The following is a 15832-nucleotide window of genomic DNA, read 5'->3' as shown; positions in this document are numbered from 1 at the left end:
TTTACGCTCCCAAAATCAATTGAAACAGTAAACATTTTAATGGTAAGGCTTCATTAAAATTAAAAGACATTATACCCTATCAATTGTTAGGCATTTGTTTTTAAAAATCTAAAATATGATTATCTTTGCTTTCTATGGAAAATACACTTCACGAAAAAGTTTCTCAGGATATTTTACTTAAGGCTTATAATCACATGATGCTTGCCAAAGCAATGGCAGACATTTATGAAGAGAACAGAAATGTTTGCAAATATGTACACAGTACTTCGCGAGGGCATGAGGCGATTCAGTTGGCAACGGCTTATCAGCTGAAAAAAGAAGACTGGGTATCACCGTACTACAGGGATGAAAGTATTTTGCTGGGAATTGGTTTTGAGCCCTATCAACTGATGCTTCAGCTGCTGGCAAAAGCTGATGATCCTTTTTCTGGTGGAAGATCGTATTATTCTCACCCTTCGAGCAGAAATGAAAATATGCCGAAGATTATTCACCAAAGTTCAGCAACCGGAATGCAGACAATCCCTACAACGGGTGTTGCTCAGGGAATTAAATATATTCAGGATTTTAATCTGGAGCATTTTGAAAACAATCCTGTTGTCATATGCAGTTTGGGAGACAATTCAGTAACTGAAGGTGAAGTAAGTGAAGCATTGCAATTTGCAGCTCTGCATCAGCTTCCGATTATTTTCCTGGTTCAGGATAATGAATGGGGAATTTCAGTAACTAAAGATGAAGCGAGAACTTGTGATGCTTATGATTTTGTTGCAGGTTTTGTAGGTCTGGGAAGAATGAGAGTAAACGGAACCGATTTCGTCGAAAGTTTTGAGGTAATGAAAAAAGCTGTTGATTTTGTGAGAACCGAGAGAAAACCTTTGGTTGTCTGCGCAAAAACAGTTTTGATCGGCCATCATACTTCAGGAGTGAGAAGAGAATTTTACAGAGATGAGGAAGATTTAAGCAAACACAGAGCAAAAGATCCGGGAGAAATCTTGAGAAATCAATTGCTGGAATCTGGAACTGATGAAGAATTATTAAAGCAAATTACTAAAAAGGCAAGATTAGAAGCTGAAGAAGCTTTCGACAGAGCTCAAAAAGCGGAAGATCCAAAGCCTGAAACTGTAATGCAGCATATTTTTGCTCCAACTCCGATTACAGAAGAATTGGGAACGCGTGAACCTGAAGGCGGAGAAAAAATAGTAATGGTTGATGCAGCTATTCATGCCATCCAAGAGATTATGTGGAAACATCCGGAAGCTTTATTGTACGGACAAGATGTTGGCGAAAGAATTGGCGGAGTTTTCCGTGAGACGGTGACTTTAGGTAAAAAATTCGGAAGTAAGAGAGTTTTTAATACCGCAATTCAGGAAGCTTATATCATTGGTTCTACGACCGGAATGAGCGCAGTTGGTCTAAAACCGATAGTAGAAGTTCAGTTTGCCGATTATATTTATCCGGGAATCAACCAATTGATCACAGAGATTTCCAAATCAAATTATTTAAGCAACGGGAAATTTCCTGTAAGCAATATCATCAGAGTTCCGATCGGAGCTTATGGCGGCGGAGGACCGTACCATAGTGGAAGTGTTGAAAGTATTTTAGCTAATATTAAAGGAATTAAAATTGCTTATCCGAGCAACGCAGCCGATTTTAAAGGTTTGTTAAAAGCAGCATATTACGACCCGAATCCTGTTGTTATGTTGGAACATAAAGGTTTGTACTGGAGTAAAGTTCCGGGAACTGAAGATGCAAAAACCATAGAACCTGCAGAAGATTATATTTTACCTTTCGGAAAAGGAAAAATTATTATCGAAGCTGATGAGAATGAAATTAAAAAAGGAAATACAGTTGTAGTAATAACTTATGGAATGGGTGTTTACTGGGCAAAAGAAGCTGTAAAAAACTTCGGTGGTAAAGTAGAAGTGATTGATTTGAGAACCATCATCCCTTTGGATGAAGAATTGGTTTTTGAAAGAGTAAAAGCACATGGAAAATGTATCGTTCTGACTGAAGAACAATTAAATAATTCATTTGCAGAAGCTTTTGCACACCGTATTTCTAACAACTGCTTCAAATATCTGGATGCTCCGGTAGAAACAATGGGATCGCTTGATACACCCGCAGTTCCAATCAATTTAATTTTAGAAAAAGAAATGCTTCCTAACGCCGAAAAGCTCTCGAAGAAAATCGACGAAATGTTGAAATATTAAAATTTAAAAACCTCTAAAATATTTTAGAGGTTTTTTTGTACAGTTTTTGTTAACTTGGATTTATCAATTCATTAAAATGATTACAACAAAATATTTTAATTACAAACAAATTGCTAATCTCGCAGGACTGCATCTGGTGTGGCTTACCGCATGGAGCACATTCGTAGCCGCCATTTATTATTTTTTTCAATGGCAGTGGATGACGATTCCGTTAGTTCCGTTGACGTTGGTAGGTACAGCTGTTGCATTTTTTGTAGGTTTCAAAAGCAATCAGGCCTATGACCGGCTTTGGGAAGCAAGAAAAATCTGGGGAGCCATCGTAAACTCCAGCAGATCATTTACTTCTATGCTCTATGCTTTCGATACAGAAAAAGGGGAAATGCATTATATAAAAGACTTTAAAAAACAGCTCATTTACCGTCATATCGCGTGGTTGTATACTTTGAGAGAGCAGCTTTTGATCCCGACCGAATGGGAACATATAAGTCTTGAGAGACATTTCGGAGAGATCAACACCAAAAGAAACCGTCAGATAAAGGCGGGTTTTCCTGATTACGTAAGGACCCATCTTTTTCAGCAAAAGTATCTCACTGAAGAAGAGTTGCAACTTCAGGAAGATTATAAAAACTTTGCAACTTACCTCAATTCAAAACAGGCGAAAGATTTGAATTACTTAAAGAATAAAAAAGTCATTACCGACTTTGATCAGATGCAGCTCCAGAATTGTCTGAATGATTTTTACGATTATCAGGGACAGGCAGAAAGGATCAAAAAATTCCCTTCGCCAAGACAGTTTGCCAACTCAGGATTTATCTTTATCGTCATTTTCATTATTCTTTTACCTTTAGGTTTGGTAAGTGAATTCAGCAAATTAGGCGATTGGGGAATATGGACCTGTATTCCATTTTGTGTGATTGTTGGCTGGATTTATATCATCATGGAACTCGTCGGCGATTATTCTGAAAATCCTTTTGGCGGACTGATGTTTGACATCCCAATGCTGTCAATTTGCAGAACAATTGAAATTGACCTTCTTCAAATGATTGGTGAGCATGATGATCTTCCGGAACCGATTGCCTCTAAAAATGGAGTTTTAGTTTAATTAAATAATATAAAAAAATGCTGTTGAAATTTCGACAGCATTTTTTATGTTTAAATTTAAAGATTTAGTTAAGTTGAATCATTATGATTGTCAGCTTAAAGCGAAGCTAACTTAATATTTTAAACTTCTTAAATGATTTCTTAATGGTTTAAAATATTAATTTTTATGAAAATGTTTCGGAAAAGCATCTTCCGGTTTCATCCTGAAAACATTCAGTAACATCCAGGATTTGAGAAAACCATAGCCGTAAGAAAACATCTGAATATAAGTAGAAATAACTGCCATTCCTGCGATTGCAACATTCCTGGTAACGATCATCGCATGAATTAAAACCATAAATGTATACAGACCATAAAATGCAAGAATAATCCCTCTTCCTAGAATGAAATATTCTATAAATCCCAAAATATATCCTAAAAGAAACAAAGTAGGAAATGCAAAAGAGATTTTCACATATTTCGGATGTCTCTGATTCAAAATAGGTCTTGCACAACCGAACTGATATACCTGCTTTGAAAACTTTCCGAAATCTACACGTCGTTTGTGATAAACCGCAATATCATCGAAAAATGCAGTCGTAAAACCGTTTTCCCATAGTGTCATCGATAAATCCGGATCTTCACCAATTCTCATTTCAGAAAAACCGCCAACTTTTTCAAAGACGCCTTTCTTCACCCCCATGTTGAAACTTCTGGGCTGAAATTTTGAAACTGCTTTCTTATTCCCTCTTATTCCGCCGGTTGTAAAAACGGAAGTCATCGAATATGAAATTGCTTTCTGCATCAGATTAAAACCTCTGTGCGCTTTATCGGCGCCACCAAAAGCATCACACGGAATTGTAAGTAGGTCTTTTTTAATATTTTGAATATAATCTTTCTCTACAATCACGTCGCTGTCTACGAAAACAAGCCATTCGTTAGAGGCTCTTTTTGAAGCGTAATTTCTTGACAAACCTGGCCCTGAGTTGTCTTTTCTAAAATATTTAATATCTAAAATCCCGTCAAAATTTTGAATTGTTGGCTTCAGATCGATAAGAGAACCGTCATCAACAATAATGATTTCAAACGCTTTATCTGTCTGAAAAGTCAGCGAATTCAAAAGCTCAAAAAGCTCGTCTTTTCGGTTAAAAATGGCAACGACGATGGAAATTGTTGGATTCAAATTGAAAGATTTAAGTAAAAAATAAATTAGACCTATAATAAACACATAAGATTACCGCAACAGAAAATACAATTACTGAACAGCTAAGTAATAGCAATTTAAATAGACTTTTAAAGTAATATAATCCTAAATGATACAGTGCAAAAAATATAACAAAAGAAATAACACAACCAATTAAAATACAAACAAGCAAAGTTTGTAAAAAATTTTCTATCGGTAGCGGATCTTTAAAAACTAAAAAAAATAGAATGGAAGATATTAAAAGTAAACTTCCACTCCACCATTCTACATAATATTTTACCTTCTTCTTTGGCTTATCTTTTTCATAAAATGATGTTGAATCTGAAGAACTTCCTAAAAAGTCTACAAGATCACCAATTATTCCTAAACCATCAAAAAAATCAAAAGGCATATTTAATCTTCTTTATTATCCAGTTTATGCAGCTTTTTCGTTCCTTCATACATTTCATACTGCAAAAATCGGGTTTCCAGTTTTCCGTTGAAGAGCTTGATTTTTCTTGAAGGCCGCAATCCGATTTTCTTTGGAGCATCAAGGTCTGATGAAATAAGCCAAGCTAAAGTATTTGGATAATTTGTTTTAAATGTATCCCCTATTTTCTTGTAAAAATCGTCATCATTGATAGAAATTCGCTCATCATAAGGCGGGTTGAAAACCATTAACAAAGGAAACATATCTTTCTTGGTGTTAAAAAAATCTTCTCTTCTTACTTCGATTACTTCTTCCATTTCGGCAGATTCTACATTGGTTCGTGCAGCATCAAGCATTCTGCCATCGATATCATATCCAACGATTTTTCCGTGAAATTCTCTGATTCTGTCTACACGATGTTGCTTTATCGTCGCAAACAGATCTGCATCGTAATTTTTCCAGTTTTGGAAGGCAAATCTTTTTCTGTAGAGCTGTGCCGGCAAATCCATGGCAATCATCGCTGCTTCAATCAAAAGTGTTCCGGAACCGCACATCGGATCAAGGAAATTTCCTTTTCCATCCCAACCGGCTAGTTGAAGCATTCCACTTGCCAAAACTTCATTGATAGGCGCTTCACCCTGCTCTCTTCTGTAACCTCTTTTAAATAAAGCATCACCCGAAGAATCCAAAGAAATTGTCACCAGTTCTCTGTCGATGTGAAGGTGGAATTTAATATCCGGAGATTTCGTTTCAATATTTGGTCTTTTCCCATATTTATTCTGGAAATAATCTACAATAGCGTCTTTCATTTTGAAAGTCATGAATTGAGAATGACTGAATCTTTCGGAATTTACCGTAGAATCGATGGCAAAAGTCTGGTCAACATCCATAAATTCATCCCATTCAAATTTGAATAACCTGTCGTAATATTTTGTTTCGTTGTATGCTTTAAACTCATCAATCGGAACTAAAATTTTCAAAGCTGTTCTTGCAGAATAGTTAATTTTATAAAGAAAACCCAGATCGCCTTCACAATTGACTGCTCGATTTTTTAGCTCAACGTTTCTTCCGCCCAGCTTTTTTATTTCTTCACCTAAAACGGTTTCTAACCCGAAAAATGTTTTTATCTGAATTTTAATATTTTCTGTATCCATTTTGCAAAAATAAACATTTTTGACTGGATGGTAGATGATTGATGGAGGAAGCTTTGATCGTATCCTAAAAAAACATCTATCGTCCAGCATCAAACATCATTCAAAAATCTTATTTTTGCAGCATGGAATGGTTTGAATCTTGGTTTGATACACCTTATTATCATTTGCTTTATAATAACAGAGATTATACGGAAGCAGAAAACTTCATTACAAAGCTCACTCAGGAGCTTCAACTGCCTCAATCTTCAAAAATAATTGACCTTGCGTGCGGAAAAGGAAGACACTCGGTTTTTTTAAATAAATTGGGCTATGATGTGCTTGGTTTGGATCTTTCTCAGCAAAGTATTGAATTTGATAAGCAGTTTGAAAATGAAAGCCTTACTTTTAAAGTACATGATATAAGAAATGCTATTGACTCTGAACCAGTAGATGCTGTTTTCAATCTTTTTACCAGTTTTGGTTATTTTGATAATGAAACGGATGACAGAAATGTTTTTAAATCAGTTTATGATGCTTTAAAACCAAATGGTTATTTTGTTCTGGACTATCTGAATGAAGAATATGTAAGAAAAAATTTAGTTCCCGAAAGCACTGTTCAGAGAGAAGGAATCAATTTTCACATTTCAAAAAAAATAGAAGGCAGACATATTATTAAAGATATCCGCTTTGAGATCAACGGTGAGGCAAAACACTTTTTTGAAAAAGTAAAGCTCCACACTTTAGAAGTGATTGAAAACTACGCTTCAGAATGCGGCTTTGAAAGGATAAAAATCTGGGGAGATTATCAGCTGAATGATTTTGAGAAAGAAATTTCGCCTCGTTGCATCAATTTATTTAAGAAGAATAATTGAAAATTAAGACTTTTTTATAATGGTTTTCAACAGTATTTATTTAGTTTTAACATTGTTTTCAATTTATTTTGGATGGAAATTTGGATTTGGTAGCAGTCATACACCTCCACTTCCGTTTGTCGTTTCTACAATATTGTCAATTATTGGAGTAATTTTAATTTTTTTGAAAAAACTTTTCAAAGATAAATACAGCTATAAAATTCATTTAGGACTAACAATTATAAATTTCTTAGTTGTTATAATTTGTTTACTATTAACTTTTATTTAAAATGATTTTCATCCTATTAATATTAAGTGTAGTTGCTGGTGTTTTTCTCGGAAAACTTTTTGGCAAAAAAGAACAGTTTGCAAAAAATCTATTGATTTTAAGCGCCGGTTTTTTGATAACTATCTGCTTAAATGAAGTTTTCCCACAGGTCTATACTTCTGATGTAAGTGAAAATCTGGGAATTTTTGTCATTGGCGGCGTGTTGCTTCAGATGATTCTAGAGGCTCTTACAAAAGGTTTTGAACACGGGCATTTTCATCATCATAACGACAGCAGCAATATCTTACCTGCCGCTTTGATGGTCGGGCTATTTATCCATGCATTTATCGAGGGAATTCCTTTGGCAAATGCGACCGATCCGCTTTCACCTTACTTATTAGGAATTTTATTTCACAATCTTCCAATTTCGTTTATATTAGGGGCGTTTTTGTTTAATAGGTCAGGTGCAAAAGCTTCTTATCCTTCGTTATTAATCGTTGCTTTATTTGCTTTAGCTTCACCTATGGGCATGCTCCTCGGAAATTATTTCAATCCTGAATGGCAGCCGTATTTTCTGGCGATTGTTGGTGGTATTTTTCTTCATATTTCATCAGTCATCATCTTTGAAAGCAACAAAAATCACAATATCAACTGGTCAAAAATCGGTATGGTAATTTTGGGAGTTTCCCTAGCTTTAGTTATACACTTATTTCACGTACATTCGGAAGGTCATCATCATTAATTAATTATTACTTTTGGTAGTACCATTTAATATAAATTTAAAGTTTACTGATTAAATCATAAAAAGAAAGGCTTCGAATTACTTCGAAGCCTTTCTGTATGTTTAAATAAAAAATTTCTGATTAGAATTTCCAACCTAATGTAAGGAAGAAATTGTTTCTTACATTTTTCACATCTGAAACTACTGAAGATGGAGTTGTTACATCAAAATCTCCTGAGTAATATCCCGTATTGTAATTATCAAATTCATATCCTGCCAAAAACGGATTTTTGTATTCTGAAGTGATGTTTTGATATGCTGCATCGATATAAAATTTACCAAAGTCATATCCGATACCTGCACCGATTGTATTTCTATCACCTAAGATAAAATTGCTGTAGTTGTTATCAGAAACAGTTCCTGTATTAGAAAATGAACTAATCGTAGTGCTATCAAACGGACTTGATGCATACGAATACCCTCCTCTTAAACGTAAGGCTTTGATTCTATATTCTGCACCAACTTTAATTTCAGATAAGTTTTTATAATTATCATTGAAGACCGCATTGAGTTCTGATTCAGCTGGACCTTGCACTTTATATCTTGGCTTCGTTAAACCTAAAGTGTAATCTACGTTGATTGCAAAATTCTTATTGGGAACAAAAGCTCCACTTAAAGTAGCTTTCATAGGAGATCTGAATGTACGGTCTTCTACAAAATTGTCGTAATAAATTCCGTCTCCACCATCATAATAATCTCTGTATGCTCTATCAATGGTCCACCATGTCGGAGTTTCGATTGATGCACCTAATCTTAATTGATTGCTCACTTTACCAATTACCCCTAAACTTCCGGAAAAACCGCTTGATTTTTCAGAATAAGGTGTGTATTGCTTATCAAAGGTAGTGACAGAGTTGTCTAAATCCAATCCCAAAATTGCACTGTCATACTGTTCCATATCTACGCCATGCATATTGATGCTCGCTCCGAAATATACAGCATTGTTATAGTTTGCCCCCACACCAATATTGAATTGAGTTTGTGTACCATATCTATTGTAAGCATGACCCAAATAAGAAAGGTTTCCTACTACATTGTTACCGTCTTGATCTACAAGATTTTTTGCAATAGAAATATCTGAGTTTCCAGGTGATTCTATATAATTTTCGATGGATGTCGTAGAAATGTTGGCAGCCACATTGATGAACTTCCACGGGCTTTCTGTCATCAATTGAAAGGTAGCAACACCATTTACATTGCCAATATTAGCTTTATTAATATTATAGTCAATTGAAGAACCGGCTAATGAAGCCGTATTTTTATTATTTATAACAGATAAAGTTCCTGAGATATCACCCGCAATGGCAACGCCGATACCGGCTGGGTTGGTCATCAGAGAGGTTCCGTCACCACCTAACGCACCATTTGAACCTGCCATTGCATTAAATTTGGAAGAACCTATCATCGGTGCATTTGAATACACATCAACTGAATTTCTGATCACCGAAATATCTTGAGCCTGCACAAAAAATGCTGCAGAAATACTCATTATGACTAAAGATTTTTTTAACATTGTTTATTGATCGTTATTGAGTTTTTAAATTATCTACCACCTGATCGGAAACCGCCGCCTCCGCCGCCTGATCTCATTCCGCCACCGCCAGAAGAACCGCCTGATCTGAATCCGCCTCCGCTGCTTCCGGAATTAAAACCACCTGATCTGAAACCTCCGTTATCGTTAGATCTTGGTTGAGATTGTTGTTGGTTATAATTTGGTCTTGTTTGCTGTGGTCTGTAATTGTAATTTGGTCTCTGCTGACCATTAGAATTTCTCATACCGGACTGATTTCTGAAACCTCCATTTGTAGTTCCCTGTCTAAATCCTCCGTTAGAAGATCCTTGTCTGAAACCGCCATTGTTATTTCTGAATCCTTGGCTATTTCTCATCCCGGAAGTACTATTTCCATTTCTGAATCCAGAACTGTTTCCATTATATTTACCTGAAATTGTCGGCGTATTTCTGAATCCTCCTCCATTCGCCCCGCTTCTTCTGTAAGTCGGCACATAATAGTTTCCTCCCCAATATCCGGCACCACCATAACCCCAGTTTCCATATCCGTAATATCCGCCCCAGTAAGGATTATACAATCCCCAATAAGGTGAGTTCCATCCCATGTTCCAATAGGGGTTATATCCGCCCCATCCCCAAGAACTTCCCCAGCCGAATGACATTCCTATGCCCCAGCCGGATCCTATTCCCCAATAAGGGCTATAACCTCCATACCATCCCCAAGGTGAACCCCATCCCCATGAATTGTCATAGATATTGGTTTGACTTCCTGCAAAACTACCCCAATCAGAATCTGTAGCATTACCATTATAGTCTGCCTCGCTCCAAGAGTTGTATCTATTATCATATTCCGACGAATTGATTTGAGCATTTTCAACAATGCTAGATTCAGGGTAATATTCATAATTTTCACCTACTCTGTTTCCCTGATCACCATTGATGATTACTCCTTCCGGAAGTGTATCTTTATTCGGATCATAATATACTCCGTCTGTCTCACTGTAACCGCCAACCTGAGCACCGCAAGACATTAACAATAAACCACTTGAAACCGCTAAAACCCCTTTAGATTTTAGTATCCCAAGTAAATTTTTATATATATTTCTTTTCATGATAATGTAAAAATTTTTAATTTAAATTATATTTGCAATCTGTACCAAAAATATACCAATTTACATTGGTTTGAGATCTATCAAAAATAGATTTTTATTTTTAGATTACAATACTATAGAAAAGTTAAAAAAAATAAAAAAAATAATGGCAAAATTAACCTCAAGAAGCGAAGATTACAGCAAGTGGTATAACGAATTGGTCGTAAAAGCAGATTTAGCTGAAAACTCCGGAGTACGAGGATCTATGGTTATAAAACCTTATGGATATGCGATCTGGGAGAAAATGCGTGATGAAATGGACAAAAGATTCAAAGAAACCGGTCACGTAAATGCTTATTTCCCGCTGTTTGTTCCCAAAAGTTTATTTGAGGCCGAAGAAAAAAATGCTGAAGGTTTTGCCAAAGAATGTGCTATTGTTACCCATTACCGTTTGAAAAATGATCCGGACAATCCTGGCAAACTGATGGTAGATCCTGATGCAAAATTAGAGGAAGAGCTAATTGTGCGTCCTACTTCCGAAGCGATTATCTGGAATACCTACAAAGGCTGGATTCAGTCTTACAGGGATTTACCCATTTTAATTAACCAATGGGCAAATGTTGTTCGATGGGAGATGAGAACTCGTTTATTTTTAAGAACATCCGAATTTTTGTGGCAAGAAGGTCATACTGCTCATGCTACTAAAGATGAAGCTTTGGAAGAAGCAGAAAAAATGAATAATGTTTACGCAGATTTTGCCGAAAAATTCATGGCAATGCCGGTAATAATGGGTGTAAAAACTCCATCAGAAAGATTCGCTGGAGCAGATGACACATATTGTATCGAAGCATTGATGCAGGATGGTAAGGCTCTTCAAGCAGGAACCTCTCACTTTTTAGGACAAAATTTCGCTAAGGCTTTTGATGTAAAATTCACCAACAAAGAAGGAAAAATAGAACACGCTTGGGCAACTTCGTGGGGAACCTCAACCCGTCTGATGGGCGCTTTAATTATGACGCATTCTGATGATTTCGGATTGGTATTACCTCCTACGCTAGCGCCAATCCAGGTGGTTATTGTTCCTATCTTTAAAGGAGAAGAGCAATTAAACCAGATCAGCGAGGTTGCTTTGAAAATTCAGAATAAATTAAAATTAAAAGGAATTTCCGTAAAGTTTGATGATGATACACAAAACAAACCAGGATGGAAATTTGCTGAGTACGAATTAAAAGGTGTGCCTCTAAGAATCGCAATGGGTCAAAGAGATTTAGAAAATAAATCTGTTGAAATTGCAAGAAGAGATACTCTTACTAAAGAAACACGCCCTTTGGAAGGATTAGATTCTTACATTGAAGATCTATTGAAAACTATTCAGCAGGATATGTATACCAAAGCTTTAAACTTTAGAAAAGACAATATTACAAAAGTTGACTCCTATGAAGAATTTAAAAAGGTTTTAGAAGAAAAAGGGGGCTTTATCTATGCACATTGGGATGGTAGTGACGAGGAAGAGGCACAGATCAAAGAAGAAACCAAAGCTACCATAAGATGTATACCTATGGATGAAGATATCGAAGAAGGTGTCTCGATGATATCCGGAAAACCATCTAAAAGAAGAGTTCTATACGCTAAGGCATATTAAAATTTTACATAATAATATTACTAAATCTTCAAAAATTCATATGATTTTTGAAGATTTTTTTTTGAAATGTGTATTTGGATAGATTTTTGTTTAAATTTATGTAACATTAATCTCAAAATAATTATTATGTCATTAAACATCATTGATTTAATTAAAGGACAGCTTGGTTCGGCACTTGTAACTCAAGCCGCAATGCAACTAGGCGAAAGTGAATCCGGTATTTCTAAAGCTATCGGAGGACTGTTACCTGCAGTAGTAGGAGGATTGGCTAACAATTCGGATAATCCGGCAATCTTAGACGCTATCTCAAGTGCTCCATCTCAGGGAGTTTTGGGAAATCTCTTAGGATTTTCTGCCAATGACAGTTGGGTATCTAATCTATTGACATCTATTTTTGGTGATAAACTAGGTGGTTTGATTAATTCTATTGCAACCTATGCCGGAATCAGCAATAATTCTTCAGCAACATTGCTTAACTTAGTAACAGGAGCAACAATAGGTTCTGTAGGGAAATATGCTACGGACAATAATCTGGACAAATCTGAAATTTCAAATTTATTGAATGATCAGAAAGGGGTTGTGTCAACATTATTACCTACTGGTCTTTCTTTAGCATCTTTAAATATCGGAGACTGGGATAAAGGGTATAAGTTTGATAACGATAACGACACCATCAAGCAGACCACTCACGAAGAACCTAAAATAGAAGTGACAAGGAGTACTGCAGAAGGCGGAACTTTCCCAGACAGAGCAACAACGACTTCAGACGGTGGTTCCATTTGGAAATGGCTTTTGCCATTGTTATTACTCATTGCTATATCATATTTCTTATGGAAACAATGCGAAAAGAAGGAAACAACAACTACAACCAGTGTTGCAGGCGATTCTTTAAGTACTATAAATGATACTGCAGCGGTGCAGAATGACACTACAGCAATGACAACAGCAAGAACTGATGAAGATATTGATCTTAACGGTACAATGCTGAAAGGTTACAGAGGAGGAATGGAAGATAGGATGATTACCTTCTTAAAATCTGACGGTTACAAAAATGCAGCGGATGATGCTTCTTTAAAAGATGGCTGGTATGATTTTGACCATGTAAATTTCAAAATGGGAAGCGCAAATGAATTGGAAGCCGGTTCTCAGGGACAGCTGGATAATTTAGTTGCAATTTTAAAAGCGTATCCAGATGCTAAAATCAAAATCGGTGGATACACTGATAAAACCGGAGATGAGGCTGCCAATGTAAAACTTTCAACCGAAAGAGCAGCATATATTAAAGACTGGTTGTCAAAACAAGGTTTACAATCTCAGGTTTTAGGGTCTGAAGGTTACGGAAGTAAGTATGCGACTGTTGATGCAAGTGCGTCAGATTCAGAAAGAGCTATTGACAGAAAAATGTCAGTTAGATTCGCAAAATAATTTTTTTCTTATATTAAAATTAAATCCCGAAAGATATTTTTCGGGATTTTTTTATCAATATGGCATTCATTTCATTTATTTAATTAAATTTGTTAGTCATTTCTAACAAATGAAACTCAGTATGAAAAACGCATGGCGAAAAGATAAAACCACCCACTCATTACCAGAAGTATTTTCTTCGATTTCCGTACCCAAAGGTTCAGGCTTTTGGCGAAAATATTTAGCATTTGCGGGACCAGGCTTAATGGTTGCCGTAGGCTATATGGATCCCGGAAACTGGGCAACAGATATTGCAGGAGGAGCACAATTCGGGTATACATTGCTATCGGTAGTTTTGATATCTAATATTTTTGCTATGATTCTGCAGCATCTATCAGTAAAATTGGGTGTAGTAGCAGAGAGAGATCTCGCGCAGGCTTGTAGAGATCATTTTAAACCTACTACCAATTTCATCCTCTGGATTTTCTGTGAAATTGCCATTGCAGCCTGTGATCTTGCTGAAGTTATCGGCTCTGCAATCGCTTTAAATCTGTTATTTGGAATTCCGCTGACATGGGGAATTGTCATAACCACAATTGATGTCCTTATCATTTTGTTACTACAGGCAAAAGGCTTCAGATGGATAGAAAGTATTGTTGGCGGGTTAATATTTATCATTCTCGCCTGTTTCGGATACGAAATTATCATCTCAAAACCTGAAATCAATGCTATTTTGGGAGGTTTAGTTCCTCAAAAAGAAATCATTACCAACCCTGCAATGCTTTATATCGGGATCGGAATTTTGGGAGCAACCGTAATGCCGCATAATCTATATCTGCACAGCAGTATTGTACAAACAAGAGATTATACACGGGATCGGGAAGGAAAAAAAGAAGCGATAAAATTTGCCACTATAGACAGTACTGTCTCTTTATTATTAGCATTTTTCATCAATGCCGCCATCTTAATTCTCGCTGCTGCAACTTTTCATACCACAGGAAATGATCATGTTGCAGATATTCATGATGCATACAAAATGTTGACCCCAATTTTAGGTGCTTCTATGGCAAGTATTGCTTTTGCAATAGCCCTTTTAGCATCCGGGCAAAATTCCACACTGACTGGTACGCTTGCCGGACAGATCGTAATGGAAGGGTTTTTGAATATCAGATTAAAACCTTGGTTGAGAAGGCTAATTACGCGATTGATTGCCGTAATCCCGGCATTGATCGTTACAATCATCTATGGTGAACAAGGCACAACAGATTTGCTGGTTTTGAGCCAGGTCATCTTGTCAATGCAGCTGAGTTTTGCTGTGGTCCCTCTCGTAATGTTCACCAACGACAAAGCGAAAATGGGTGAATTTGCCAATAAGCCTTTTCTGAAAATATGTGTATGGCTTATTTCTCTTGTTATTATTATTCTGAATCTTTATCTTCTGTTTCAAACATTTTTTTCAGAATAGAATTGATTAAAAAATGTCTTTATAAGAAATTAGCATTCACAGATCACCATTCAGATATTGTGAGCTCCGTAGGAGCGAAACGTTTGTAAAAAACCATTGCAGACTAAAGGAAATTAAGAGTTCTGAAATTTCATTATTTAATTTTATAATTTAATTTCATTTAATTCTTCTGCCTAAATGTCCTGATTTTTTCTTTGGCAAAATCTTTGACTAACAAGTTTTATAAAAGTTATTGAAACATGGAAAATCAGGATATCAACGAAGAAAATATCAATAATCAGGACGAAAGTAATCCTCAAACGGAAACAACAACACAGGAAAATGTGACAGAAGTACCCACTGCAGAAGAACTTTTGGCAGAGGAGAAAGACCGCTACATAAGACTGTATGCAGAGTTTGAAAACTATAAAAAAAGAACTTCAAAAGAGAAAATGGACTTCTTTACTTACGCTAATCAGGAGATGATGGTTTCTATGCTTGGCGTTTTGGATGATTTTGAAAGAGCATTAAAAGAAATTGCTAAAAATGGAAATCCATCTGATCTTCAGGGTGTTGAATTAATATATCAGAAATTCAAAAGTAAGTTGACAGAGAAAGGCTTAAAGATAATGGAGGTAAGAGCTGGAGACACTTTCAATGTAGATCTTCACGAAGCTATCACTCAAATTCCTTCTCCTTCCGAAGATCTGAAAGGTAAGATAGTAGATGTTATCGAAACAGGATATACCTTGGGTGACAAAGTGATTCGTTTTGCAAAAGTTGTAACAGGAAATTAATTATCAGTAGT

Annotated in this window: 13 protein-coding genes; 8 read left to right on the top strand and 5 right to left on the bottom strand. The window is 36.0% G+C overall.

Going from position 1 to position 15832, the window contains the following annotated elements; all coding sequences use genetic code 11:
• Positions 1-134: 134 nt before the first annotated feature.
• Both K0U91_RS11475 and K0U91_RS11470 read left to right on the top strand, forming a co-directional pair.
• Positions 135-2207: an alpha-ketoacid dehydrogenase subunit alpha/beta gene (locus tag K0U91_RS11475; RefSeq protein ID WP_220179725.1), complete on the top strand. Its 2073-nt coding sequence runs from the start codon at positions 135-137 to the stop codon at positions 2205-2207.
• Positions 2208-2283: 76 nt separating this feature from the next.
• Positions 2284-3309: a bestrophin family protein gene (locus K0U91_RS11470; protein ID WP_219969525.1), complete on the top strand. Its 1026-nt coding sequence runs from the start codon at positions 2284-2286 to the stop codon at positions 3307-3309.
• Positions 3310-3465: 156 nt separating this feature from the next.
• Here K0U91_RS11470 and K0U91_RS11465 read toward each other — a convergent pair whose 3' ends face one another.
• The 3 genes from K0U91_RS11465 to K0U91_RS11455 are packed head-to-tail and all read right to left on the bottom strand — an operon-like array spanning position 3466 to position 6054.
• A complete protein-coding gene (locus K0U91_RS11465) occupies positions 3466-4470 on the bottom strand; it encodes a glycosyltransferase (RefSeq protein ID WP_220179724.1) in 1005 nt (334 codons plus the stop codon).
• A 10-nt stretch (positions 4471-4480) separates the two neighbouring features.
• A complete protein-coding gene (locus K0U91_RS11460) occupies positions 4481-4882 on the bottom strand; it encodes a branched-chain amino acid ABC transporter substrate-binding protein (RefSeq protein ID WP_220179723.1) in 402 nt (133 codons plus the stop codon).
• A gap of 2 nt (positions 4883-4884) precedes the next feature.
• The gene (locus tag K0U91_RS11455; protein ID WP_220179722.1) at positions 4885-6054 is read right to left on the bottom strand and encodes a THUMP domain-containing class I SAM-dependent RNA methyltransferase; all 1170 of its coding nucleotides are present in this window, start codon (positions 6052-6054) and stop codon (positions 4885-4887) included.
• Between the two features lie 122 nt (positions 6055-6176).
• On the opposite strand from K0U91_RS11455, the gene K0U91_RS11450 reads away from it, so the two are divergent.
• A complete protein-coding gene (locus K0U91_RS11450; RefSeq protein WP_220179721.1) occupies positions 6177-6905 on the top strand; it encodes a class I SAM-dependent methyltransferase in 729 nt (242 codons plus the stop codon).
• Between the two features lie 269 nt (positions 6906-7174).
• Positions 7175-7894, top strand: coding sequence for a ZIP family metal transporter (locus K0U91_RS11445; protein ID WP_220179720.1), 720 nt, complete (start codon positions 7175-7177; stop codon positions 7892-7894).
• Between the two features lie 121 nt (positions 7895-8015).
• Here K0U91_RS11445 and K0U91_RS11440 read toward each other — a convergent pair whose 3' ends face one another.
• Together K0U91_RS11440 and K0U91_RS11435 are read right to left on the bottom strand one after the other, a co-directional pair.
• Complete coding sequence (locus tag K0U91_RS11440; protein WP_258561869.1) at positions 8016-9422, bottom strand: OmpP1/FadL family transporter; 1407 nt, start codon at positions 9420-9422, stop codon at positions 8016-8018.
• 53 nt (positions 9423-9475) lie between these two features.
• Positions 9476-10555: a prolyl-tRNA synthetase gene (locus K0U91_RS11435; RefSeq protein ID WP_220179718.1), complete on the bottom strand. Its 1080-nt coding sequence runs from the start codon at positions 10553-10555 to the stop codon at positions 9476-9478.
• Positions 10556-10700: 145 nt separating this feature from the next.
• Here K0U91_RS11435 and proS point away from each other — a divergent pair, with 145 nt between their 5' ends.
• The 4 genes from proS (at position 10701) to K0U91_RS11410 (ending at position 15821) form a co-directional block, all read left to right on the top strand.
• The gene (gene proS / locus K0U91_RS11430; RefSeq protein WP_220179717.1) at positions 10701-12176 is read left to right on the top strand and encodes a proline--tRNA ligase; all 1476 of its coding nucleotides are present in this window, start codon (positions 10701-10703) and stop codon (positions 12174-12176) included.
• 126 nt (positions 12177-12302) lie between these two features.
• Complete coding sequence (locus K0U91_RS16280) at positions 12303-13601, top strand: OmpA family protein (protein WP_258561868.1); 1299 nt, start codon at positions 12303-12305, stop codon at positions 13599-13601.
• 109 nt (positions 13602-13710) lie between these two features.
• Positions 13711-15045 carry an Nramp family divalent metal transporter gene (locus K0U91_RS11415; RefSeq protein WP_220179716.1) on the top strand — a complete coding sequence of 445 codons (1335 nt, stop codon included), beginning with the start codon at positions 13711-13713 and terminating at the stop codon, positions 15043-15045.
• Positions 15046-15284: 239 nt separating this feature from the next.
• Positions 15285-15821 carry a nucleotide exchange factor GrpE gene (locus tag K0U91_RS11410; RefSeq protein WP_219969536.1) on the top strand — a complete coding sequence of 179 codons (537 nt, stop codon included), beginning with the start codon at positions 15285-15287 and terminating at the stop codon, positions 15819-15821.
• Positions 15822-15832: the final 11 nt, after the last annotated feature.

This window comes from Chryseobacterium sp. LJ668 (assembly GCF_019613955.1).
Taxonomy (GTDB): Bacteria; Bacteroidota; Bacteroidia; order Flavobacteriales; family Weeksellaceae; genus Chryseobacterium.
This window is presented reverse-complemented; position numbering and strand designations above follow the sequence as displayed.